We start from the raw sequence: 21,859 nt of genomic DNA, 5'->3' as shown, positions 1-21,859 counted from the left end.
CACCGCTCCGGATGTCGTGCGACGGGCGGGGCCCGGGCGGTTCAGCCGTGGAACCAGCCGGTTGGGGCGGGCCTGAGGTTCTGGTAGATGTGCTTGGCCTCGCGGTACTCGTCGAGCCCGGCAGTGCCGAGCTCCCGGCCGACACCGGACTTCCCGAAGCCGCCCCACTCGGCCTGCGGCAGGTAGGGGTGGTAGTCGTTGATCCAGATCGTGCCGTGGCGCAGTTGTCCCGCTACCCGCTGGGCCCGCGACGCGTCGGAGGTCCACACCGCGCCGGCCAGGCCGTAGTCGGTGTCGTTGGCGATCGCGACCGCCTCGTCCTCGGTGGAGAAGGTCTCGACCGTGACGACCGGGCCGAAGACCTCGTGGCGCACGGCGGTCATCGTGCGGTCGCAGCCGTCCAGCACGGTGGGGCGGTAGAAGAACCCGCGGTCCAGGTCGGGGTCCTCCGGGCGACGGCCCCCGGCGCGCAGTACCGCTCCTTCGGCGAGGGTGGCCGCGACGAAGCCCTCCACCTTCTCTCGATGCGCGGCCGAGACCAACGGGCCGACCTCGGTGCCTTCGGTCAGACCGTTGCCCAGTCGCACCCGCTCCGCGCGGCGCGCGAGCTCGGCGACGAACTCGTCGTGGATCGTGTCCTGGACGACGAGCCGGGCGCCGGCCGAGCACACCTGGCCGGAGTGGAAGAACGCGGCGGCGATCGCGTTGTCGACCGCGGCCTCGAAGTCGGCGTCGGCGAACACGACGTTCGGGTTCTTGCCGCCCAGCTCGAGGGCGACCCGCCGGACACCCGTCGCCGCGGCGGCCATGATCTTCTCGCCGGTGGCGAGCCCGCCGGTGAAGGAGATCAGGTCGACGCCGGGGTGCTCGACCATCGCCGCACCCGTCGCCCCGGGGCCGAGCAGCAGGTTGACCACGCCGGGCGGGAGCCCGAGCTCGTCGACCAGGCCGGTGAACAGCAGGGTGGTGAGCGGGGTGACCTCGCTGGGCTTCATGACGATCGTGTTCCCGGCGGCGAGCGCGGGAGCGATCTTCCACGACATCTGCAGCAGCGGGTAGTTCCACGGGGCGATCAGTGCGCAGACGCCGACCGGCTCGTGCACGATCCGGCTGACGATGTCGCCGCTCCCGGCGTCGACCAGTCGGCCGTGGTCCTGGGCGGCGACGTCGGCGTAGTGCCGGAAGACGGCGGTGACGTCGTCGACGTCGATCCGGCCCTCCTCCAGGGTCTTGCCGGTGTCGAGTGACTCGACGCGGGCGAACTCCTCGCGGTCGCGCTGCAGCAGGCCGGCGATGCGGCGCAGGATCTCGCCGCGCTCGCGGGCGGCGGTGGAACGCCATGGACCCGTGTCGAATGCGCGCCGGGCGGCGGTCACGGCCGCCTCGACGTCCTCGGGGCCGGCGACGGCTACGGTGCGCAGCAGTGAGGCGTCGGACGGGTCGAGAACCTCGAGCTCGTTCGGCTGGGCTGGCTCGACCCAGGTTCCGTCGATGTACAGGTCCTTCATCCGTGTTCCTCCAGCTGCATTCGCCACTATGAGTTCACTTGTACAGTATTTGCGTACATATGTACAGATTTCGCGACGTAGGGCGACCCGGTTCAGAGCCGGGGCAGCCTCCGGGCCTCGGGTCTGCTCCCGGGCCCCCGGACGTGACCGCAGCTCGAGACGGGCCGCCAGCGAACTCTGTTGCCCCAGCGCTGGTGATGTCAGCGCTGGGGAATGCCGCAATGTAGAGCGTCTCGAGCTCAGGGGTGGACGGGCCGCTGGCGGTGCAGGTGATCAGGGTGCCGGTGGCGTTCGCGGCCAGCAACAGGACTCGCCCGGGTCGTAGTTGTCCGATGCCGAGCTCGCTGGATCCGTCGGCGGGGCCGGTAACGGTGATCTGTGACGGTGGGTCTCCGCGCAGGATGTCGTCGCCGTCGACAGTGACCCGGTCGGTTCCGACCTCGACGACGGTGCCGCGTAGCGCGATGGTGGCCGGAGCAGCGAACTGCGCGGGGGTGGGTGGGCTGCACACGGCCGCGACGGGCCTGGTGGGTGGTGGTGCGGGTCGTGACACCGACGACGACCGCGGCGATCGCGGCCGCGGCCGCACCGGTCAAGCCTGCGGCTATGTGTCTGCGTCGAGGGCGGGTGCCGTCGGCCTGCGGCCGGCGCGAGTCGGCAGGCCGCCTGGTCGGCGGGACCTTGGGCCTCGCGCAGACTGCCGCCAGCGACGCTCAGCATCAAGCGGGGCCACCGATACTGCGGGATCGATGTCGCGCAGCAGGCCACGCACGTCGTCGTCGAACCGGCTCGCTGTATCAGGTTGCCGAGACGATGCGGCCCGCGATGATCCCGGCGGCGGCCGTGGAGTCCGCGCTCACGGACAGCTGGACAGCCGCGGACTGGCCGGGGTCGATGGTGACGGCGGAGCTGTAGGGCTGGGTGATGGACCAGCCGGTCGGGGTCTTCTCCGACACCCAGCGCGAGGAGGTGAGCGGCACCTGTCCGGTGTTCTCGAGTCGGATGGTGACGGTGCAGTAGCCCGGGAGCACCTCGGCGGTCTTGCCCTCGACGAGTGTGCGTGACACCAAGGGGTTGACGGTCACGGTGGAGCCGTCGACGGTGACGTTGGAGCAGTCCGCCGAGGACTTGGTGCCGGTGGCACTCGCGACGCGGGCGGAGGCGGTGGAGTCTGCGAATCCGGTCGTGCCGCCGATGACCGTGGTGAGAACGACGATCGCGAAGGCGATCCCGCCTGCGAGCAGGAGGCCGAGGGGAACCCCGACGAGGACGGCGGTGCGGCTGCTGATCTTCTTCACGGTCTCTCCCGGGTTTCGCGCCCCCGTGTCGATGGCACCGGTGAAGACGATCGAGAGCAGCTGGGCGTTAACGTCGATCATCACTGTTGATGATCGCGCCAACGTGAGTCGGTGGTGCCGCGCCTGAATGAGCGATGTCATCGCAGGGGCTGACCCGGGGGCGAGGCCGCGACGACGCATGGCATCACCGGAGGTGCGAACCACGGTCGGGCGGCGTTGCTGGGGGTTGCCGAGGCACTCTGATCCGTGGCTGCTGCTGCAGGTAGGAGGCTCGCGTTCAGCGGCGAGACCAACTTGTAAGCGGTAGGTCGTCGGTTCGATCCCGACCTCCGGCTCCAGGTCCGAACAGCGGAAACGCTCGGATCCTCGATCCTGCGGCGCGCGACGTGGAGTCATGCGTGGTGCGAGCGGGTCCGGCTCGCGGCGGACGGGTCGACGCTTTCATCCCATTCGCGACGCAACGAGGAAGAACCCCGGGCGTGGGTCCAGCCGCGACGAATGCCGACATCGACGACGAGAATCGTCCGCACGACCTCGCCGGCATGGTCATCGCCACGACGCCGACCGTCGCGGGCGGGGTGCTCGCCAGTGCGGAGCTCTGTTCTCCGCAGTACGGATCGAGAGCAGGCCGTGTCGAGAACAGGCCGTTCAGCGCCCGTCGGCCGGCCGGGATCATCGTGACCGAACCGCGGCTGCGGGAAGGAACGTTCTTTGCGGTCGATGCCGCCGGAGTACGCTGGCACGACCGATCTGCCGGTGTGCCAGCGGTGTCAGCATCTCCGAAGGGGGCCCCGATGCCCGATGCGCCGCGAGATCCGAATCGGACCGCGCTTCTGGTCGTGTGGGTGACCGCTTGTGTGGTTCTCACCACCCTGACGAACGACGTCCTGAACCGAGTAATCATCATTGTGGTGGTGTCCGCGGTTGTGGGGAGCGTCGTGGTGGTGCAACGCCGACGCGATCGATCCTGACCTTCGATCAGTACGCCGGGTCCGATCATGATCTGGGCGGAGATGCTCGGCAATTCCCGGACCCAGATGGCGACGGCAGACTCCGGCTCGGTCCGCCGCTGGAACAGTCCCTGATGGCTGCGCTCCTGGTGAACAGGGGCCGGCGACCCGCCCACGGTGCCGCAGGCGGCCGGGCGCTGGCCGGTCGCCACCCCGGCCGCTCGGGCGGGCTCGGCGCCCGGGCGGCGGTCGTGTGTCGTCCGCCGCCCGGGCACCTGCGGTCACCCGGCAGTGATCTCCAGGCCGGCCGGCGAGCCGGCGAGCGCCGCCTTCAGGGCGCGGCTGGGGTCGTCGACCAGCACTTCCTCGTCACCGGCTGCGACGCCGTCGAGGATGGCGCGGGCGACCTCGGGTGCGGCGACCTTCGCGACGTCGAGGTCGGCGACCATGTCCGTGTCCATGAACCCCAGGTGCACTCCGACCACCTGTGTGCCCTGGCTCCGCAGCTCGGCCCGTGCGCCGTTGGTGAACGACCACGCGGCCGCCTTGGTCGCCGCGTAGGACCCTGCGAACGGCAGAGCAGCCCAGGACAGGGCGGAGAGGACGGTCACCAGGGCGCCGCCACCCCGGCGTGCCAGCACCGGCGCGAAGGCCCGGGTCACTGCCACCGGCCCCCAGAAGTTGGTCTCCATCTCGGCCCGGGCGCGTTCGGGATCGGCGTGCAGCAGCGATCCCGCCCCGCTGACCCCGGCGTTGTTGATGACCAGGTCCACGTCACCGGCGCGTTGCGCGGCCTCGTGGATCGTCACGGAGTCGGTGACGTCGAGGCGCAGCGGGACCATCCGGGGATCCTCGTGCCGCAGGCTGCGCGGGTCGCGGGTGGCGGCGTAGACCGTGCCCGCTCCGCGGGCGAGCAGCTCGGTGACCAGCGCCGCGCCCAGGCCACGGTTGGCGCCGGTGACCAGCGCGTTGGCCCCGGAGACGATCATCGGACGATCCGCTCGACGATGGTGGCGTTCGCGGTGCCACCGGCTTCGCACATGGTCTGCAGGCCGTAGCGCCCGCCGGTCTGCTCGAGCACCCCGACCAGGGTCGTGGCCAGTCGGGCGCCGCTGGCCCCGAGCGGGTGGCCGATGGAGATCGCGCCGCCGTTCACGTTGACCTTCGCGGGGTCCGCGCCGGTCTCGGCGAGCCAGGCCAGCACGACCGAGGCGAACGCCTCGTTGACCTCGAAGGCGTCGATGTCGTCCAGCGAGAGCCCGGCGCGCGCGAGCACCTTCGCCGTCGCCGGGATGATGCCGGTGAGCATGTGGACAGGGTCGTCGCCGGTGACGGTCGCGGTGTGGACGCGGGCCCGCGGGGTCCAGCCGTGCGCGGCGGCGATCTCGGAGGTGGTCACGAGCAGTGCGGCGGCGCCGTCGTTGTACGGGCTGGCGTTGCCGGCGGTGACGGTCCAGTCGATGGCGCCGAAGCGCTCGGTCCACCGCGGGTCGGCGAAGGGGGTGCGCAGCGCGGCGAGCGCCTCGGCCGTCGTGCCCGGCCGGATCGTCTCGTCGGTCTCCAGCTGACCGACGGTCCCGTCGGGGCCGGTGGTCTTGAGCGGGACGACCTCGCGGGCGAATCGCCCGTCGGCCCAGGCCGCGGCGGCCCGCTGGTGGCTGGTCAGGGCGAACTCGTCGAGCTGGCTGCGCGAGAACCCCCACCGGCGGGCGATGAGTTCGGCACTCACGCCCTGAGGGATCAGTCCCGGTGCGTAGCGGGCGGCGACCGACGGCCCGGACACGTCCTGGGCGACTCCGTCGACGCGGGTCTGGCTGCCGATCGGGATGCGGGACATCGACTCCACCCCGGACGCGATCGCGATGTCGTACGCATCGGCGACGACACCCTGTGCGGCGAACGACAGGGCCTGCTGGCTCGACCCGCACTGCCGGTCCACGGTGGTGCCCGGCACCGATTCGGGGAACCCCGCGGCGAGCGTGGCGAACCTGGTCGTGTTGCCGCTCTGCTCGCCCACCTGCCCGACGGCTCCACCGATGACGTCGTCGATCTCCGCCGGATCGAGCTGTGCGCGATCGACCAGCGCCCGTAGTACGTGTGCATGCAGCTCCACCGGGTGCACCCCGGCGTAGGCGCCGTCGGCCTTGCCCTTGGCCAGAGGTGTTCTGACCGTTTCGATGATGACTGCGTCTCTCATGGCTCTCCTCCGGTGGACCGATCGGTCCGTATCGTGCCCCGTCGTACCGGCCGGGTCAAGCAGCGTCTGTGCGGCGGACGGTGAGGTGCTTCTGCCAGCAGCCGCGGGTGGTGGTCGGTGTCGGCGACCTCGGTCGACGGGGAGGGGCGGCGATTGGACCCGTCTGTCCGCTCCTCCATCGCTCGCGTTCGCTGGGGAGCGTGATGGGTGAGGACATTTGACATAGTCGAAACAAAAACGACTATGCTGAACGGACGAGGGTGGTCGGTCCGGACCACCCCCACCATCGGAACGAGGTTCGGCGATGACGCAGAGCACGTCCGTGACCACGCTCGTCGTGCACGGCTTCCTCGACGACGGCGCGGTGTGGGATCCCGTGCTCGACTCCCGGACGCGCCGATCGCCCACCGTCGTCGCCGAGCTGGCAGGCATGGCCGGACGTCCTGACGCGGCCGGCCCCTACACACTCGCCCGGCACACGTCCGACGTCGTCGACCTCGTCGACAGCACGACCGGGCCCCTGGTCCTGGTGGGCCAGAGCCTCGGGGCCCAGATCGTCGAGCTCGTCGCGAGGCAGCGGCCGGACCGTGTCGCCGGGTTGCTCCTCGTCGCACCGGTCCCGCTCGCCGGTACCCGGCTCCCGGCCGACGCCCTGGCGCCGTTCACGGCCCTCGGCGGCGACGCCGACGCGCAGCGCGCCGTGCGCAGCCGGCTCTCCGACGCGTTTCCCCCGGCGGAGCTCGACCGGCTCGCCGCGGCCGGGAAGCGGATCACCGCCGAGGCGTGCTCGGCCACCGTCGACGCGTGGAACGACGGGGACCCTGCGGGTACGGCACCGTCGGAGGTCACCGCTCCCGTCGTCGTCCTGCGCGGCGGACGGGATCCGTTCATCACCGCCGAGCTCCTCGACACCCACGTCCTGGCGCGGTTCCCGCACGCGTCGGCGGCCACCGTGGCCGACGCGGGCCACTGGCCCCACGTCGAGCGCCCCGGGACGGTGGCGGCCTACCTCGACGAGCTCGTGGACCGCGTCTCCGGCCCGACCCGGGGGAGCGGGGGCGGCAACACCGCCCACGGCGTGTCCGAGCAGGGCTGGACGAGGGCTTTCGCGCGGCACAGCGCGACCGCCTTCACCGAGGCGCTCGCACCGGACGTGGTGTTGCGTGCCTCGGTGCTGCGGACACCGGTGGAGGGCCGCGACGACGTCGCGGCGGTGATGGGTGCGGCGAGCGGCATCTACACGTCCCTGGTGTTCACCCACGAGGCACGCCACGGTGCGCGGACCTACCTCGAGTGGGACGCCACGCTGCACGACGGGACCGAGGTCAGCGGCGTCACCCGGCTGGTGGCCGACGAGGACGGCCGACACGTCGAGATCGCCATCCACCACCGGCCCCTCGACGGCGCACTGCGGTTCTCCGACGAGCTCGGCCGGCGCCTCGAGGGCCGCATCGAGCGCGGCCGTTTCCACCGCGCATGAGCACCGGCAACGGGTTCCGGCGCGAGGACGTCGAGTTCGTCGCCGACGACGGCACCGTGCTGCGGGCCTGGCTCCACCTGCCCGACGGACCCGGGCCGCACTCGGCGATCTCGATGGCCCACGGCTACGCCGGCACCCGCCACCACGGCATCGAGCGGTTCGCCGAGGCCTTCGCCGCCGACGGCCACGCCGTCCTGCTCCACGACCACCGCGGGTTCGGTGCCAGCGGCGGGGTGCCCCGCCAGGACGTCGACCCCTGGACCCAGATCGCCGACTGGCGACGGGCCCTGTCCTTCCTCGAGTCCCGCCCCGAGGTCGACGCCGGCCGCCTCGGACTCTGGGGCACCAGCTACGCCGGCGGGCACGCCCTGGTCCTCGGGGCGACCGACCCCCGGCTCCGCGCGGTGGTCGCGCAGGTCCCCACCATCAGCGGGGCCGAGCAGACCCGTCGCCGGGTCCGGCCGGAGGACCTCCCCGCCTTCCACGCCGGCCTGCTCGACGACGAACGCGCCCGTGCGGCAGGCCGGCCGGTGGCGCGCCGCGCGATCGTCTCGACCGACCCCGACACGCCGGCCTCCTACCGCGCCCCCGACGCCGTGGCGTTCTACCTGCAGGACGTGCCCGCCGGGGTCTGGGCCAACGAGGTGACGGTCCGCTCCACGCTCGCCGCGACCACCTACGAGCCCGGCGTGTACGTCGACCGGGTCAGCCCGACGCCCCTGCTGATGGTCGTCGCCACCGACGACACCGTCACCCTCACCGACACGGCGCTGGCGGCCTACGAACGCGCGCGGGAACCCAAGCGTCTGGTGCTGGTCCCCGGCGGCCACTTCGACCCCTACCTCGCCGGGTTCGACGCCGCGTGCGGCGCCGCCCGCACCTGGTTCGCCGACCATCTCGCTCCCCGGAAGGACTGACGATGTCCCACGTGTCCGTCACCATCGCCGACGGCGTCGCGACGCTGGTGCTGCACAACCCGCCACAGAACCGCATCGGCACCACCATGGTCGACGAGCTCGACGCCGCGCTCACCGAGATCGCCGCCGGCGACGCCCGCGCCGTGGTCCTGCGCGCCGACGGTCCCGACTTCAGCTTCGGTGGCGACATCGAGCCCTGGCCCCACTGGGGCCGCCGTGAGATGCGCGCGCACTTCGAGCACTTCCTGCAGACGTTCAACCGCTTCGAACGCCTTCCGCTCCCCACGGTCGCCGCGGTGCAGGGCCTGTGCTTCGGCGGCGGGCTCGAGCTCGCCGTCCGCGCCGACCTGATCGTCGCCGGCCGCTCCGCCCGGTTCGGCCACCCGGAACAGTCGATCGCCATCGTCACCCTGCTCGGCGGGGTCTACCGGATCGCCGAGCGGGCCGGCCGCTCCCGGGCGATGCGCTGGGCGCTGACCTCCGAGCAGGTCCCCGCCGCGGAGATGGAGCGGTTCGGCGTCGTCGACCGGGTGGTGGACGACGAGACCCTCCACGACGAGGCCGCCGCGCTCGCCGCCCGGTTCGCCGCCGGTCCCACGCTCGCCCATGCGGCGCACAAGAGCCTCCTGCGGACCTGGGCCGTCGGCGGCGTCGCCGCGGCCGACGAGGCGATCTTCGACGTCGCGATCCCGCTGTTCGACAGCGCCGACACCCGGATGGCGATCCCCACCGCCGTCGAGGCCCTGCACGCCGGCCGCCCGCGCCCGGTGATGTCGTTCGAGGGACGCTGACGATGACCGATCTCCTGCACGTCGACGTCCACGTCAGCCCGTCGATCCCCACCGCGATCACCGACCTGCCGCCCGACCTCGACGTCCGGGTCTGGTCACCCATCGCGATCACGCTCATCGGCAGCGCGCTCGAGCTCTACCAGGCCATGCGCACCCGGCACCCGGACCGGATCAACCCCGGCGCGCTCCGGGGCTCCGCCCGCGCCGCATTCCCGACGGAGACCCGTACATGATCATTGACACCGCCGAGCTGGACGCCACCGAGGCCTACAAGCTGCTCATCGGCAGCATCGTGCCCCGGGCGATCGCGTGGGTCAGCACCGTCTCGACCGACGGCGTCGCCAACCTCGCGCCCATCTCCTTCTTCACCGCGGTCGGGCGCAGGCCGCCGATGGTGTCGCTGACCATGCAGCCCCGCAGCACCGGTGAGCTCAAGGACACCTTCACCAACATCCGTGACACCGGCGAGTTCGTCACCAACCTGGTCTCCCTGCCCCAGGCCCACCAGATGCACCGCACCGCCCACGAGTTCGCTCCCGAGGTGGACGAGTTCGAGGCCGTCGGACTCGCCAAGGCGCCCTCGGAGGTCGTGGCGGCCCCCCGGGTCCGCGACGCCCCCATCCACTTCGAATGTCGAGTCGACCGGATCATCCCGGTCGGCGACCTCGACGACCACGTCGTGTGGGGTGTCGTCGAACGGGTGCACCTGCGTGACGACCTGTACCTCGACCGCGGCCGGGTCGACACCGCGGCGCTGGCGCCCGTGGGCCGCCTCGCCGCCGAGTACACGCTGGTCGAGAACGTCTTCACCACGCCGCTCGACGACGCCGTGCTCCGCGGCCGCGGCGGACGGATGCGCCGGCTCGACGAGCACGACACCACCTTCAGCCCGATCGGGACCGACGCCTGGTCACCGTCGGGCTCGGTGCGCACCGAGGGCTGACGGGCCACCGGGAGCCGGCGGCCCGGATGCCGCGCGGGTGCCGACGGCCGGGGCGTGCCGTCAGCCGCGCTCGGCGTCGGCCGCCTCCAGCGCCGCGCGCCGCCGTGCCCTGGAAGCGCGCAGGTTCACCGCGTTCCCGCAGACCCGCACGTCGTGCCAGGCGCCGCTGTTGTTGCGGGACCGGTCGTAGAACGCGACCGCACACCGTTCGTTGCGGCAGGTCTTGAGCCGGCGCCAGCTGTCGGCGCGCTGGGCCTCGAGCACCTCGATGAGGAACTGGCCCACCACGGTGCGCCACCCCTGCCCGCGCGGGCGCAGGACCACCGAGCCGTCGGCGGCCAGCACCAGGCCGACCGAGGCGCTGCGCAGGTACTCGTCCTCGGCCGCGCCCTGACCCCGATCCGGTGCGGAGACCACGGCCCGCAGGTCGGCGCGCAGTGCCTGCAGCTCCTCCAGGCCCCGGTCGTCGAGCACCGCCGACGGCAGGGACCGGCCGGTGGTCGCGGTCCAGTCCGACAGCGCCGAGTCGAGCCAGGTCCGCGCGCTGTCGAGCTCCCCGAGCAGATCCGGCTGACGAGGGCGTCCTGCCGGGATGGTGTTCAGCAGGTCCTGCACCAGGGCCAGGCCGCCGTCGGCGACGGCGGTGTCGTAACGCGACGTGGCGGTCCAGGGCATGGCACGAGTCTAGCGCAGCGCGCCCACTACGACGTAGGCGAGTAGGGAACGCGTGCATCGTCATCCTCGCATTCGAGGGGCAGAACTAGCTGTCATGGGCTTAAGGTTGTCTCAACACAGACGTAAGCTAAAGCTGTTTGTTTAAGTCGATACGAGTGGAGCTGAGCCATGAGCCGCCAGGACGCCCTGATCACCGCCGACCGGGCGGAGGAGAACCTCGGCACGCCCGGTGTGGTGTTCGTCGAGGTCGACGAGGACACCACCGTCTACGACGGCGGGCACATCCCCGGTGCCGTCCGGATCGACTGGAGGACCGAGCTGCAGGACCAGGTCCGTCGCGACGTCGTCGACCGGGCCGGCTTCGAGGCGCTGCTCTCGGCCAAGGGAATCGCGAACGACGACACGGTGGTGCTCTACGGCGGCAACAACAACTGGTTCGCCGCCTACGCCTACTGGTACTTCACGCTCTACGGCCACCCGGCGGTGAGACTGCTCGACGGCGGCCGCAAGAAGTGGGAGCTCGACGGGCGCAGGCTCGACACCTCCGTGCCGGCGCGCCCGCGGACGACCTACACCGCGGGTGAACAGGACCGCTCGATCCGAGCCTTCCGCGACGAGGTCGTCGACGCGATCGGAACGGCGTCGCTGATCGACATCCGTTCGCCCGAGGAGTACGCCGGTCGTCTGCTGGCCCCCGCGCACCTCCCCCAGGAGCAGGCCCAGCGTGGCGGGCACATCCCGGGGGCGGTGAACATCCCGTGGAGCCGCGCGGTCGCCGAGGACGGCACGTTCAGGTCCGACGACGACCTGCGGGCGCTCTACGGGGGTGCGGGCATCGACCGCGACACCAGGGTCATCACCTACTGCCGCATCGGCGAGCGCTCCTCGCACACCTGGTTCGCCCTGCACGAGCTCCTCGACCACCCCGGGGTGAAGAACTACGACGGGTCCTGGACCGAATACGGCTCGCTCGTCGGGGTGCCCGTCCAGACCGGCGACGAGCGGGGCTCCGCCGTCGCTCCGTCCCGGGCGTGACGACGCCGATGAGGACCCTGGTGCTCGGCGCCGGTGCGACCGGCGGCTACCTCGGTGCGCGTCTGCTCGCCGCGGGCCGCGAGGTCACCTTCCTGACCCGCCCGGCCACCGCCGACCGGCTGTCCCTCGAGGGCTGCAGATCCGCGGGGTCGACGGGGCGACCCACTCCCACCTGCTCCCGTCCGTGGTGACCGCCGACGAGCTGCGCTCCCCGTACGACCTGGTCGTCGTGGCGGTGCGCGGCAACGCGCTGCCGGACGCGGTGAAGGACGTCGCCGCCGCGGTGGGACCGCACACCCAGATCGTGCCGCTGCTCAACGGGATGGCGCACCTGGACACGCTGGTCGATGCCTTCGGTGCCGGAGCGGTGCTCGGGGCGACCGCCCGGCTGGCGGCCACCCTGTTGCCGCACGGCGTGATCGTCGAACAGGCGGTCGGCGCCACGCTGGAGCTCGGACGTCCGGGAGCCCCGGGCGAGGACCCCGCGGTCGAGGCGGTCCGCCGCGAACTCTCCGTGGACGGGATCGCGGTGCGCGTCGTCGAGGACATCCGTTCCGCGATGTGGGCGAAGTGGGTCTTCATCGCCGCGAGCACGGTGCTGACGTGTCTGGGCGGCGCCCGGGTGGGGGACGTCGCGGCGGCCCCGGGTGGACCGGGCCTCGTCGACGCCGTGGTCACCGAGCTCTCCGCCGTCGCCGGGGCCGACGGCCACGCCGGCGACCCCGCAGCGCTCGTGCGCGGTCTCTCCGATCCGAGCTCGGGGTTCGTGCCGTCGATGACCCGCGAGCTGTGGGCCGGGCGACCGGTGGAGGTCGAGGTTCTCGACGAGCTCGCGGCCCTCGCCCGACGCCGAGGGCTCGCCTCGCCGCTGCTCGACGCGGCGCGGGTGCGCCTGCGGCTCGGCCGTGAGCCGCGGCCGGCGGGCTGAGCGGCGTCCCACTCCCAGGTGCATCGCGTTCGCAGACGGCGCGTCACCTCAGCGGACGGCGCGCGCCCGCAGGGCGGTGAGCCCGCCGTCGAGGCGCAGGTCGATCCCGTTCAGCCAGGAGGCCGCGGGCGACAGCACGAACTCGACCACGGCGGCCACCTCCTCGGCGCGCGCGTTGCGCCCGACCAGCCGGCTCGCCTCGTCGAGGGTGGGCATCGTCGCCCGGAAGTCGACCAGGATCGGGGTCTCGACCGGGCCGGGGCTGACGCTCACCGCCCGGACACCGCGTGGGTGCAGCGTCGCCGCCAGGTCGACGGCGAGGGCGTGGACCACCTGCTTGGACAGCTGGTACGCGCCGGGACCGTCGAGTGCGGTGGCCTCCAGCGCGGCCTGCAGGTCGTCGTCGTCGAGCGCGAGGTAGCGGTCGAGCTCGTCCGGGGTCGCGGTGCCCCGGTACCCGGCCATCGACGACAGCAGCACCACCGCGGAGCCGGGGGCCAGCAGCGGGGTCAGTGCCCCGACCACCCGGCGGAGCCCGACCACGTTGACCGCGTGCACGACCGGCGGCGGGACGCTCCCGGGCACCCCCGCGACGGCGGCCACCCCGTGCAGCGGGCCCGTGGCGCGGACCGCCGCCACCGCCGCCTCGACCGCGGCCGGGTCGGTGAGGTCGCAGACGAGCGGCTCGGCTCCGTCCGGGACCCCGGAGACCGCGCGGTCGAGGGCGACGACCTGGTGCCCGGACGTGACGAGCCGGTCGGTGAGCGCCGCGCCGATGCCCGATCCGGCACCGGTGACGACGAACCGGCGGACACCGGCTGGGTCGGTGGTCATGGGGCTCCTCGAGGTCGTGGCGGATGCGATCGGCGCGGCTTCCGCGGGCTCGGAGTTTATGTATAGTCTCGTTCGCAAAACTGGTCCACAGTCGGACCGGACGTCGGTACGGGATGGAGATCGCCATGGCCGCCTCGACAGAGTGCCCCGTCGGTGGGGTGCGCGGCGTCGACCTGCTCGACGCGGGCGTGTTCGCCGCCGGACGGGACCCGGAGATGTTCCGCGTCCTGCGCGACGGGGCCCCGCTGCACTGGAACCCCGGCCCCGGCGAGGGGGAGGGGTTCTGGTCGGTGACCCGGTACGCCGACGTCGAGGCCGTCGCCAAGGACGCCGACCGTTTCGGCAACGGCCAGGGCACCCAGATCCCGGACCGGCGTGCCGAGGGGAACGGCCCGCGCCAGATCCACAACATGGACGCCCCCGACCACGTGCCGTTCCGCCGGGTCCTGACCTCCACCTTCACCCCGCGGGCGGTGGAGCGGCTGGCGGCGCGCGTCGAGGAGGTCACCGGCGCGCTGCTCGACGAGGCGCTCGAGCTCGGCGAGTTCGACTTCGTCGAGGTCATCGCCTCGCGGCTGCCCCTGCTGGTGTTCGCGCCGATGCTGGGGGTGCCGGTCGAGGACGCGGACCTGCTGCTGCGCTGGACCAACGAGTCCTCCAGCGAGGACCCGGAGTACTCCGCGGGCCCGGAGACGGCGGCGCGGGCGCGCGACGAGCTGTTCGCGTACTACGCCGACCTCACCGAGCAGCGACGGGCCTGCCCGGCCGACGACATCGTCAGCACGCTGACCCGGGCCACGCCGAAGGGGGAGCCGCTCACCCAGGAGTGGCTCAACCCGTACTACATGGTGCTGACCGTCGCCGGGAACGAGACCACCCGCAACCTGCTCTCCGGCTCGGTCGCGGCGCTGTCGGAACACGGGCGGTGGGACGAGCTGCGTGTCGGCGGCGCACCGCTGCTGCGGTCGGGCATCGAGGAGATGGTCCGCTGGGTGTCCCCGGTGGTGCACATGCGCCGCACCGCCACCGAGGACGTCGAGCTGCACGGGCAGACCGTGCGGGCCGGGGAGAAGCTCGTGCTGTGGTTCGCCGCCGCCAACCGCGACGAGCGCGTGTTCGACGCACCGGAGGAGTTCCGCCTGGACCGCAAGCCGAACCGGCACCTCGGGTTCGGCGCGGGCCCGCACTACTGCCTCGGGGCCCACCTGGCGCGGATGGAGACCAGGGTCTTCTACGAGCAGGTCCTGGCCCGCGGGATCCGGATCGAGCCGCTCGCCGAGCCCGACCGCCTGCTGTCCAACTGGTTCCACGGGATCAAGCGGCTGCCCGTGCGGGTGACGCAGGGATGACCGCGGCCCCGGGCATCCGGCCGGGTGCGCACCTGGTCGTCGACCGGCTCTCCCACCGCATCGGTGGCAAGTGGGTCGAGGCCGGCGGGGCGCCGATCGCTGTCGGGTCCCCCGCCACCGGCGCGACCGTCGCCCACGTCGGCGGGGGCACCGCCGAGGACGCGGGGCGCGCCGTGACCGCCGCCGTTGCGGCGGGCCCCGCGTGGGCCGACACCCCGGTGGCCCGCCGCGCGGAGATCGTCCGCGCCCTCGGGGACCTGCTCGCCGCGCACACCGACGACCTGGCCGGTGTCGTCACCACCGAGGTCGGGATGCCGTACCACCTGGCCGGGCCCGCGCAGGTCGCGGTGCCCGCCAGGGTGCTGCACCTGACCGCCGACGCGGCGCTGTCCCACCCGTGGTCCGAGCCGGTCGCCGCGGGCGAGGTGCTGCGGGTGCCGGCCGGGGTGGTCGTCGCCATCACGCCGTGGAACATGCCCCTGCACCAGATCGCGGCGAAGGTCGGGCCCGCACTGGTCGCGGGCTGCACCGTGGTGCTCAAGCCCAGCGAGGTGGCGCCCCTGACCGCGTTCGCCCTGGTCGGGCTGGCCGAGGAGGCGGGAGTCCCGCCGGGTGTGCTGAACCTCGTCACCGGCACGGGGCCGGTGGTCGGCGAGGCGTTGGTGCGCGATCCACGGGTCGCGGTCGTCTCGCTGACCGGCAGCGGCCCGTCCGGTGCCCGGGTCGCCGAGCTCGCCGCGCCCGGCATCACCCGGGTCTGTCTCGAGCTCGGAGGCAAGTCGGCCAACGTGCTCCTCGACGACGCCCCGTTCGACCGGGCAGTGCCTGCGGCCGTGGCGCAGGCGTTCTTCAACTCCGGGCAGGCCTGCAACGCCCTCACCCGGCTGCTCGTGCCCGCACACCGGCACGACGAGGTCTGCGACCTGCTCGTCACCGCGGTCCGGGCGCTGACGGTCGGCGACCCCTGGGACGCCGGGACCGATCTCGGCCCGCTGGTGAGCGAACGGCAGCTGCGGTCGGTGCGCGGGCACGTCGACCGGGCGCGTGCCGACGGTGCCCGCCTGCTCGTCGGCGGCAGTGAGCCCGACCCCGACCTGCCCGAGGGGCACTACCACCGCCCGACCGTGTTCACCGGCGTCGACCCGGGGTCCGCGCTGGCCAGGGAAGAGGTGTTCGGCCCGGTCCTCGCGGTGCTCACCCACAGCGGCGGCGACGACGCGGTCCGCCTGGCCAACGACACCGAGTACGGCCTGGCCGCGGGCGTCTGGTCGGGCGACCCGGACCGGGCCCGCGCGGTCGGGCGTCGCATCCGGGCCGGCCAGGTCAAGGTCAACGGCGTCCGCACCCGCGACGGCCTCGACGCGCCCTTCGGCGGTCTGGGTCGGTCCGGTCTGGGCCGGGAGCTGGGCCGGTTCGGGATCGACGAGTACGTGGAGCTCGTCTCCCTGCTCGGGTGACCGCCGCACGGCCCGGGGCTCCGCCCCGGTGGGTACAGTGACGCGACTATCGCATTCGCGCCCGCGTACAGGGCGGCGCGACAGGGGGCCGGAGGTCGGGTGGCCGAGCAGGACAGCGCGCAGCAGGACGCGCCGGAGGCCCCGCAGCGCCAGGTCCGGGGCAAGAACGCCCGGGGCATGCGGACCCGCCGGCAGCTCATCGATGCCGCCGCCGACTGCTTCGCCGAGTACGGCTACACCAGTACCCGGATCTCCGACATCGTCTACCGGGCCGGGGTCTCGCAGGGGAACTTCTACCGGCACTTCACCAGCAAGGACGAGATCTTCCTGGAGGCGCTGCGGCCGGGCCTGGACTCGCTCGTCGAGTCCAGCCGGCGCAGCACCGTCGGCGACCGCCTGGACCTGGCGACGATGGAGGAGCTCACCTCGGCCTACCTGGTCTCCTACACCCGCAACCGGCACCTGCTGCGGGTCATGCGGGAGGCCGCGGCCATCCGGTCCGACGAGGGCTTCACCGAGCTCTGGCTGCGCCAGCGCGCGTCGTTCGTCGAACGGACCGCGGGCTGGCTGCGTCGCCTGCACGCCGCCGGACGCATCGCGGAGACCGACTTCGGGCTGCTGGCCGACGTGCTCGGCTCGGCCGTCGAGCAGATGGCCTACGTGCACATCGGCCTGGCCGAACGGGCCCCGCGCCCCGAGGAGCTGCAGCGGCTCGCCCGCGGCGTCGCCGAGGTCTGGCACCGCTCCATCCCGATCCTCGACGAGGGTCCGCCCGCCGGGTCCTGACCCACCCCGGTCGACCCGATGACTGCCGGGTCGCACATGGCCGGGCGCCGACGCGTGTCCGGACCGGCCCGAACCTTGTCCGGGCACGCCCCACGCGGTACCTTCGGCTCGTCGTAATGTGAACGAACATTGCAAAACTGAGCGGAGGAAGCGTGTACCCCGCATCGTTCGCGGTCACGGTGCCCGACCGGACCGCCCTCGTCGTGGCGGGCCGCGGTGACGCGGTCACCTACGCCGCGCTCGATGACCGCAGCGCCCGGCTCGCGGGCCTCCTGCACGCGGCCGGCCTGCGCCCGGGCGACACCCTGCTGATCGCCTGTGGCAACGACGTCCGCTGGGGCGAGGTGTTCTGGGCAGCCCGGCGCAGCGGGCTCCACCTCGCCGCGGTCAACCGGCACCTGTCCGCCGCCGAGCTCGTCCCGATGACCGAGGACGCCCGCCCCGCCGCCGTCGTCGCGGGCGGGGCCGGGATCGCGAAGGCGCTGGACGACGCGCTGGCCCGCGCGGGCGTCCCGGTGCCCGCGGTCCGGCTGGTCATCGGCCCGGACGTGCCGTCGGGCTGGACCGGCCACGACGCCGCGGTGGCCGCCGCACCCCGGCTCCCGCGCGACGCCGAGACCACCGGCGGCCGGATCCTCTGGAGCTCGGGCACCACCGGCCGTCCCAAGCCCTTCCGGGTGGCCCCCACGGGCGGTCACCCGGCCGACGGACCGGTCCGCTCGGCCGCCCTCATGCGCAGCCTCGGGTTCCGTACCGAGCCCACCGGCCCGGGTGAGGCCCCCGACGTGCTGCTCGTCGCCGGGCCGGCCTACCACGCGGGCCCGCTCGGCTTCCTGCAGTCGGTCCAGGAGGTCGGCGGCACCGTCGTGCTCATGGAGCGCTTCGAGCCCGAGGCCGCGCTCGCCGCGATCGAGCGCTACCGGGTCACCCACAGCCAGTGGGTCCCGACGATGTTCGTGCGCCTGCTCCGCCTGCCCGACGAGGTCCGGAACCGCTACGACCTGTCGTCGCACCGGGTCGCGGTGCACGGCGCCGCGCCGTGCCCGCCGGAGACCAAGCGTGCGGTCCTCGACTGGTGGGGGCCCATCGTGCACGAGTACTACGGCTCGTCGGAGGGCTACGGGCGCACCACCATCGGCCCGCACGAGTGGCGCGAACGCCCCGGGTCGGTCGGGCGTCCTGCCGGGAGCACCGTGCACGTCGCCGACGCGGACGGCCGCCCGCTCGGCCCGGGCGAGGTCGGCGCGGTGTGGTTCGCCCGGCCCGGTGCCGCCGAGCCGCAGCGACGTCCGGACGGCGCCGCCGACCTGGCCGCGACACCGGGCTGGGGGACCGCGGGCGACCTCGGCCACGTCGACGCCGACGGCTACCTCTACCTCGACGGCCGCAGCGGCCACACGATCATCACCGGCGGGGTCAACGTGTACCCCCGGGAGGTCGAGGACGTGCTGCTCCCGCACCCGGAGGTCGCCGACGCCGCCGTCGTCGGGCTGCCCGACCCGGAGTTCGGGGAGCGGGTCGTCGCCGTCGTCGTGCCCGCCGCCGACGCCGACCGGACGGGGCTCGCCGATCGGCTCGTCGCGCACTGCCGCGCCCGCCTCGCCGGGTTCAAGACCCCCCGCGAGGTCCGTCTCGTCGAGTCCCTGCCGCGCAGCGACGCCGGGAAGGTCAGGATGGGCGAGCTGCGCGCGTCGCTCGTCCCGGAGCCCGCCGGGAGCAGACCGTGGAGCTGATCGTCGTCCGGCACGGGCGTCCGGAGACCGTGCAGGGGCACGTCGCCGGCGCCGACCCCGGTCTCACCGAGGAGGGCCGCCACCAGGCGGACCTGCTGGCCGCACTGCTGACCGGGGCGGCCGGGCTGACCCCCGACCGCATCGTGTCCAGCCCGATGCGCCGAGCGCTGCAGACGGCACACCCGCTCGCCGAGCGCACCGGGCTGCCGGTCGCCGTCGACGACCGGCTCGCCGAGTTCGACCGCGGCGCGCACACCTACGTGCCCGTGGAGCTCAGTGGCACCGACCGGGCCGCCCAGTGGCGGGCGCTCGAGTCCGGCGTCTGGGGCGAGCACCGGTTCGACCCGGAGGCCTTCGAGCAGCGCGTGCTCGCCGCGTTCGAGGACGTCATCGCGGCGAACCCCGGGCAGCGGGTCGCCGTCGTCTGCCACGGCGGTGTGATCAACGCGTTCCTGTCCCGTCTGCTCGGTCGCCGACGCAGCATGTTCGTCCAGCTCGACTACACCTCGTTCAGCAGGTTGCTCGCCTCGAGCGGGGGCGTCCGCCAGCTGCGCAGCATCAACGAGACCCCGCACCTGCTCCTCCCGGCCACCGGGCCGGGGCTGCACAGCCGGTCCGCCTGAACCCCACCATGACCCCGTCGACACCGTTTTGACACCGTCGTCACCACGAACCGGAGGAAGCGCCGTGACCGCCGACACCACCACGTCGCCCGACCTGCTCGTCCTGCACACGCTGCGACTGTCCGGCTTCGTCGCCGCCCCGGTGATCGCCCGCCGGACGGAGCTCGACCACGTGACCGTCGACGCCGCCCTCGCCGCGGCCGCGGAGGCCGGCCGGGTGAAGGAGCGCACCGGACGCGTCGCGGGCTGGACGCTCACCGCCGAGGGCCGCACCGAGCACGCCCGGTTGCTGGCCGCCGAGCTGGACGCGTCCGGGGCGCGCGCGGCCGTGGAGCGGGCGGAGGCGCGGTTCCTGGAGCTCAACCAGCCGTTCAAGGAGATCTGCTCGCGCTGGCAGGTCCGTCCCGACGGCACCCCGAACGACCACTCCGACCCCGCCTACGACCGTGGTGTCGTCGACGAGCTCGGTGCCCTGCACCCGCGTGCGGTCGAGGTGACCGCCGAGCTCGCGGGGGTGCTGCCGCGGTTCGGCCGCTACCCGCGCGACCTCGCCGCGGCCTGGGAGCGGGTCGACGGCGGCGAGACGACGGCGTTCGCCGCGCCGCTGCGGGAGAGCTACCACGACGTGTGGATGGAGCTCCACCAGGACCTGATGAGCACGCTGGGCCGCGAGCGCGGCGCCGCCGACGGCCACTGAGCCGCACCGCAGACCGTGAGGACGACGATGACCAGCACGGCCACCGCGGCGTCCACCGCCGTGTTCGCCTTCGACCACCCGCAGGAGCGGCCCCCGCGCGAGCTGGCCGACCTGCTCGGTGGCAAGGGCGCCGGGCTCGCCGAGATGACCTCGGTGCTCGGCCTGCCGGTGCCCCCGGGCTTCACCCTGGGGCTGCCCGTGTGCGCCGCCCACCGCGCCGGAGGATGGCCCGCCGGGCTCGACGAGGCCATCACCACCCAGCTGGCCGCCCTGGAGGAACGCCTGGGTCGCCGCTTCGGCGACCCGGCCGACCCGCTGCTCCTCGCGGTGCGCAGCGGCGCCCCACGGTCCATGCCGGGGATGCTCGACACCGTCCTCAACCTGGGGCTCGACGAGGCCACCACGGCGGGCCTCGCCGAGGTCTCCGGTGACCCGGTGTTCGCCTGGGAGAGCTACCGGCGGTTCCTCGCCATGTTCGCGACCACGGTGCTCGGGGTCGACCACGCCCTGATCGGGCCCGCCCCCGCCGAGCGCACCGAGGCCGCGCTGCGCGCCGCGGTCGACCGCGTCCGCGCGGTCCTCGGCGCCGCGGGGACCCCGGTACCGACCGACCCGCGCGCCCAGCTGCGCGCCGCGGTCGAGGCGGTGTTCCGCAGCTGGGACAGCCCACGCGCCCGCGCCTACCGCGAGCGCGAGGGCATCCCGGACGACCTCGGCACCGCGGTGAACGTGCAGGCCATGGTGTTCGGCAACCGCGACGACTCCTCCGGGACCGGTGTCGTGTTCACCCGCGACCCGTCCACCGGCGAGAACGTCCCCTACGGCGACTTCCTGCTCCGGGCCCAGGGCGAGGACGTCGTCGCCGGCACCGCCCGCACCACCCCGATCGCGGGGATGGCGACGTCCCTGCCGCGGGCGCACGCCGAGCTGGCCGGGCTCCTCGACCGTCTGGAGCGCCACTACCGCGACATCTGCGACGTGGAGTTCACCGTCGAGAGCGGGCGGCTCTGGGTGCTCCAGACCCGGGTCGGCAAGCGCGGCGCCGTCGCCGCGGTGCGTGCGGCGGTGGAGATGGTGGACGACCCGGCGATCGGGCTGTCCCGGGCCGAGGCGCTCGCCCGGGCGCCCGAGCAGGTGCGGGAGCGGGCGCGGGCCGAGGTGCTCGCCGCGGGCCGCGGGGCCGCGTCGACCCCGGCGGCGCTCACCACCGGTCTCGGCGCCTCGCCGGGCCGGGTCAGCGGAGCCGTCGTGCTGAGCGCCGACGCGGCCGCCGACGCCGAGGGCGACGTCGTGCTGGTCCGGCCGGAGACCAGCCCGGAGGACGTGCACGGCATGTCGGTCGCCGTCGGCATCCTGACCAGCACCGGTGGGCTGGTCAGCCACGCCGCCGTCGTCGCGCGCGGCTGGGGCATCCCGGCCGTCGTCGGGGCGGAGGAGCTGCACGTGGGCACCGACGCGGTGCACGCCGCCGATGGGACCCGGCTGTTCGGGCCCGGCGACGTCGTGACCGTCGACGGCGCGACCGGCGAGGTGTGGCTCGGCGACGTGACCGCGGGTGCCGACGACGGCGCCTCGGACGCCGAGGTCGTCGCCCGGTTGCTTCCCGCGCTCGCCGTGCTGGACGGCTGGGCCGCCGCCGGCTGAGTCCGGAACGGAGG

General features: G+C 73.6%; 22 protein-coding genes. 16 read left to right on the top strand and 6 right to left on the bottom strand.

The window, feature by feature from the left end; genetic code table 11:
- Nucleotides 1–41 precede the first annotated feature (41 nt).
- Both Ae505Ps2_RS05010 and Ae505Ps2_RS05005 read right to left on the bottom strand, forming a co-directional pair.
- Nucleotides 42–1,508 carry an aldehyde dehydrogenase family protein gene (locus Ae505Ps2_RS05010; protein ID WP_075553444.1) on the bottom strand — a complete coding sequence of 489 codons (1,467 nt, stop codon included), beginning with the start codon at nucleotides 1,506–1,508 and terminating at the stop codon, nucleotides 42–44.
- A 797-nt stretch (nucleotides 1,509–2,305) separates the two neighbouring features.
- Nucleotides 2,306–2,887 carry a hypothetical protein gene (locus tag Ae505Ps2_RS05005; RefSeq protein WP_075333957.1) on the bottom strand — a complete coding sequence of 194 codons (582 nt, stop codon included), beginning with the start codon at nucleotides 2,885–2,887 and terminating at the stop codon, nucleotides 2,306–2,308.
- A gap of 398 nt (nucleotides 2,888–3,285) precedes the next feature.
- On the opposite strand from Ae505Ps2_RS05005, the gene Ae505Ps2_RS30940 reads away from it, so the two are divergent.
- On the top strand, nucleotides 3,286–3,777 hold the full coding sequence (locus Ae505Ps2_RS30940) for a hypothetical protein (protein WP_139320129.1): 492 nt from the start codon (nucleotides 3,286–3,288) through the stop codon (nucleotides 3,775–3,777).
- Nucleotides 3,778–4,037: 260 nt separating this feature from the next.
- On the opposite strand, the gene Ae505Ps2_RS04995 is transcribed toward Ae505Ps2_RS30940, so the two are convergent.
- On the bottom strand, nucleotides 4,038–4,745 hold the full coding sequence (locus tag Ae505Ps2_RS04995) for an SDR family oxidoreductase (protein WP_075333956.1): 708 nt from the start codon (nucleotides 4,743–4,745) through the stop codon (nucleotides 4,038–4,040).
- Complete coding sequence (locus Ae505Ps2_RS04990; RefSeq protein WP_075553443.1) at nucleotides 4,742–5,953, bottom strand: thiolase family protein; 1,212 nt, start codon at nucleotides 5,951–5,953, stop codon at nucleotides 4,742–4,744. The genes Ae505Ps2_RS04995 and Ae505Ps2_RS04990 overlap by 4 nt, the downstream gene beginning before the upstream one ends.
- A 304-nt stretch (nucleotides 5,954–6,257) precedes the next feature.
- Between Ae505Ps2_RS04990 and Ae505Ps2_RS30170 the strand changes: the two genes are divergently transcribed.
- The 5 genes from Ae505Ps2_RS30170 to Ae505Ps2_RS04960 are packed head-to-tail and all read left to right on the top strand — an operon-like array spanning nucleotide 6,258 to nucleotide 10,084.
- Nucleotides 6,258–7,433: an alpha/beta hydrolase gene (locus Ae505Ps2_RS30170; RefSeq protein WP_083695347.1), complete on the top strand. Its 1,176-nt coding sequence runs from the start codon at nucleotides 6,258–6,260 to the stop codon at nucleotides 7,431–7,433.
- Nucleotides 7,430–8,350, top strand: coding sequence for an alpha/beta hydrolase (locus Ae505Ps2_RS04975; protein ID WP_075309722.1), 921 nt, complete (start codon nucleotides 7,430–7,432; stop codon nucleotides 8,348–8,350). Before Ae505Ps2_RS30170 ends, Ae505Ps2_RS04975 begins: the two co-directional genes overlap by 4 nt.
- Before the next feature lie 2 nt (nucleotides 8,351–8,352).
- Nucleotides 8,353–9,141, top strand: a complete 789-nt coding sequence (locus tag Ae505Ps2_RS04970; protein ID WP_075329709.1) for an enoyl-CoA hydratase/isomerase family protein — start codon at nucleotides 8,353–8,355, stop codon at nucleotides 9,139–9,141.
- 2 nt (nucleotides 9,142–9,143) lie between these two features.
- Nucleotides 9,144–9,374, top strand: a complete 231-nt coding sequence (locus Ae505Ps2_RS04965; RefSeq protein WP_075309726.1) for a hypothetical protein — start codon at nucleotides 9,144–9,146, stop codon at nucleotides 9,372–9,374.
- The gene (locus tag Ae505Ps2_RS04960; RefSeq protein WP_075309728.1) at nucleotides 9,371–10,084 is read left to right on the top strand and encodes a flavin reductase family protein; all 714 of its coding nucleotides are present in this window, start codon (nucleotides 9,371–9,373) and stop codon (nucleotides 10,082–10,084) included. The genes Ae505Ps2_RS04965 and Ae505Ps2_RS04960 overlap by 4 nt, the downstream gene beginning before the upstream one ends.
- A 60-nt stretch (nucleotides 10,085–10,144) precedes the next feature.
- Here Ae505Ps2_RS04960 and Ae505Ps2_RS04955 read toward each other — a convergent pair whose 3' ends face one another.
- On the bottom strand, nucleotides 10,145–10,759 hold the full coding sequence (locus Ae505Ps2_RS04955; protein ID WP_075309730.1) for a CGNR zinc finger domain-containing protein: 615 nt from the start codon (nucleotides 10,757–10,759) through the stop codon (nucleotides 10,145–10,147).
- 168 nt (nucleotides 10,760–10,927) lie between these two features.
- Here Ae505Ps2_RS04955 and Ae505Ps2_RS04950 point away from each other — a divergent pair, with 168 nt between their 5' ends.
- From Ae505Ps2_RS04950 to Ae505Ps2_RS04945, 3 genes are read left to right on the top strand one after another with little or no spacing between them, the layout of a single operon-like run.
- A complete protein-coding gene (locus Ae505Ps2_RS04950; RefSeq protein WP_075553442.1) occupies nucleotides 10,928–11,794 on the top strand; it encodes a sulfurtransferase in 867 nt (288 codons plus the stop codon).
- Nucleotides 11,791–11,985 (top strand): 2-dehydropantoate 2-reductase N-terminal domain-containing protein, encoded by a 195-nt coding sequence (locus tag Ae505Ps2_RS30165; RefSeq protein ID WP_083695345.1) that lies wholly within the window; start codon nucleotides 11,791–11,793, stop codon nucleotides 11,983–11,985. Before Ae505Ps2_RS04950 ends, Ae505Ps2_RS30165 begins: the two co-directional genes overlap by 4 nt.
- Complete coding sequence (locus Ae505Ps2_RS04945) at nucleotides 11,979–12,722, top strand: ketopantoate reductase C-terminal domain-containing protein (RefSeq protein WP_083695343.1); 744 nt, start codon at nucleotides 11,979–11,981, stop codon at nucleotides 12,720–12,722. The genes Ae505Ps2_RS30165 and Ae505Ps2_RS04945 overlap by 7 nt, the downstream gene beginning before the upstream one ends.
- A 48-nt stretch (nucleotides 12,723–12,770) precedes the next feature.
- Here Ae505Ps2_RS04945 and Ae505Ps2_RS04940 read toward each other — a convergent pair whose 3' ends face one another.
- Nucleotides 12,771–13,556 (bottom strand): SDR family oxidoreductase, encoded by a 786-nt coding sequence (locus tag Ae505Ps2_RS04940; RefSeq protein WP_075309734.1) that lies wholly within the window; start codon nucleotides 13,554–13,556, stop codon nucleotides 12,771–12,773.
- Between the two features lie 125 nt (nucleotides 13,557–13,681).
- Here Ae505Ps2_RS04940 and Ae505Ps2_RS04935 point away from each other — a divergent pair, with 125 nt between their 5' ends.
- The 7 genes from Ae505Ps2_RS04935 (at nucleotide 13,682) to Ae505Ps2_RS04905 (ending at nucleotide 21,845) form a co-directional block, all read left to right on the top strand.
- Complete coding sequence (locus Ae505Ps2_RS04935) at nucleotides 13,682–14,905, top strand: cytochrome P450 (RefSeq protein ID WP_075312699.1); 1,224 nt, start codon at nucleotides 13,682–13,684, stop codon at nucleotides 14,903–14,905.
- Complete coding sequence (locus tag Ae505Ps2_RS04930; protein WP_084786201.1) at nucleotides 14,902–16,362, top strand: aldehyde dehydrogenase family protein; 1,461 nt, start codon at nucleotides 14,902–14,904, stop codon at nucleotides 16,360–16,362. The genes Ae505Ps2_RS04935 and Ae505Ps2_RS04930 overlap by 4 nt, the downstream gene beginning before the upstream one ends.
- A 99-nt stretch (nucleotides 16,363–16,461) precedes the next feature.
- Nucleotides 16,462–17,148 (top strand): TetR/AcrR family transcriptional regulator, encoded by a 687-nt coding sequence (locus tag Ae505Ps2_RS04925; protein ID WP_020627127.1) that lies wholly within the window; start codon nucleotides 16,462–16,464, stop codon nucleotides 17,146–17,148.
- Between the two features lie 152 nt (nucleotides 17,149–17,300).
- Entirely contained in the window at nucleotides 17,301–18,881 is a 1,581-nt protein-coding gene (locus tag Ae505Ps2_RS04920; protein WP_075309736.1) for an AMP-binding protein, read from the top strand.
- Nucleotides 18,872–19,504: a histidine phosphatase family protein gene (locus Ae505Ps2_RS04915; protein WP_020623975.1), complete on the top strand. Its 633-nt coding sequence runs from the start codon at nucleotides 18,872–18,874 to the stop codon at nucleotides 19,502–19,504. Before Ae505Ps2_RS04920 ends, Ae505Ps2_RS04915 begins: the two co-directional genes overlap by 10 nt.
- A gap of 64 nt (nucleotides 19,505–19,568) precedes the next feature.
- Nucleotides 19,569–20,201: a hypothetical protein gene (locus tag Ae505Ps2_RS04910; protein WP_020623976.1), complete on the top strand. Its 633-nt coding sequence runs from the start codon at nucleotides 19,569–19,571 to the stop codon at nucleotides 20,199–20,201.
- Nucleotides 20,202–20,228: 27 nt separating this feature from the next.
- Nucleotides 20,229–21,845 (top strand): pyruvate, phosphate dikinase, encoded by a 1,617-nt coding sequence (locus tag Ae505Ps2_RS04905; RefSeq protein WP_075553441.1) that lies wholly within the window; start codon nucleotides 20,229–20,231, stop codon nucleotides 21,843–21,845.
- The last annotated feature ends 14 nt before the right edge of the window (nucleotides 21,846–21,859 follow it).

The sequence above is a fragment of the Pseudonocardia sp. Ae505_Ps2 genome (assembly GCF_001932425.1).
Taxonomy (GTDB): domain Bacteria; phylum Actinomycetota; class Actinomycetes; order Mycobacteriales; family Pseudonocardiaceae; genus Pseudonocardia.
This window is presented reverse-complemented; position numbering and strand designations above follow the sequence as displayed.

Bases quoted from the DNA above. Each gene is read 5' to 3' on its own strand.
- Ae505Ps2_RS04930 (WP_084786201.1), top strand. From the start codon at position 14,902: ATGACCGCGGCCCCGGGCATCCGGCCGGGTGCGCACCTGGTCGTCGAC.
- Ae505Ps2_RS04940 (WP_075309734.1), bottom strand. From the start codon at position 13,556: ATGACCACCGACCCAGCCGGTGTCCGCCGGTTCGTCGTCACCGGTGCC.
- Ae505Ps2_RS05010 (WP_075553444.1), bottom strand. From the start codon at position 1,508: ATGAAGGACCTGTACATCGACGGAACCTGGGTCGAGCCAGCCCAGCCG.
- Ae505Ps2_RS04905 (WP_075553441.1), top strand. From the start codon at position 20,229: ATGACCAGCACGGCCACCGCGGCGTCCACCGCCGTGTTCGCCTTCGAC.
- Ae505Ps2_RS04960 (WP_075309728.1), top strand. From the start codon at position 9,371: ATGATCATTGACACCGCCGAGCTGGACGCCACCGAGGCCTACAAGCTG.
- Ae505Ps2_RS04965 (WP_075309726.1), top strand. From the start codon at position 9,144: ATGACCGATCTCCTGCACGTCGACGTCCACGTCAGCCCGTCGATCCCC.
- Ae505Ps2_RS04950 (WP_075553442.1), top strand. From the start codon at position 10,928: ATGAGCCGCCAGGACGCCCTGATCACCGCCGACCGGGCGGAGGAGAAC.
- Ae505Ps2_RS04975 (WP_075309722.1), top strand. From the start codon at position 7,430: ATGAGCACCGGCAACGGGTTCCGGCGCGAGGACGTCGAGTTCGTCGCC.
- Ae505Ps2_RS04955 (WP_075309730.1), bottom strand. From the start codon at position 10,759: ATGCCCTGGACCGCCACGTCGCGTTACGACACCGCCGTCGCCGACGGC.
- Ae505Ps2_RS04990 (WP_075553443.1), bottom strand. From the start codon at position 5,953: ATGAGAGACGCAGTCATCATCGAAACGGTCAGAACACCTCTGGCCAAG.
- Ae505Ps2_RS05005 (WP_075333957.1), bottom strand. From the start codon at position 2,887: ATGATCGACGTTAACGCCCAGCTGCTCTCGATCGTCTTCACCGGTGCC.
- Ae505Ps2_RS04935 (WP_075312699.1), top strand. From the start codon at position 13,682: ATGGCCGCCTCGACAGAGTGCCCCGTCGGTGGGGTGCGCGGCGTCGAC.
- Ae505Ps2_RS04995 (WP_075333956.1), bottom strand. From the start codon at position 4,745: ATGATCGTCTCCGGGGCCAACGCGCTGGTCACCGGCGCCAACCGTGGC.
- Ae505Ps2_RS04970 (WP_075329709.1), top strand. From the start codon at position 8,353: ATGTCCCACGTGTCCGTCACCATCGCCGACGGCGTCGCGACGCTGGTG.
- Ae505Ps2_RS30170 (WP_083695347.1), top strand. From the start codon at position 6,258: ATGACGCAGAGCACGTCCGTGACCACGCTCGTCGTGCACGGCTTCCTC.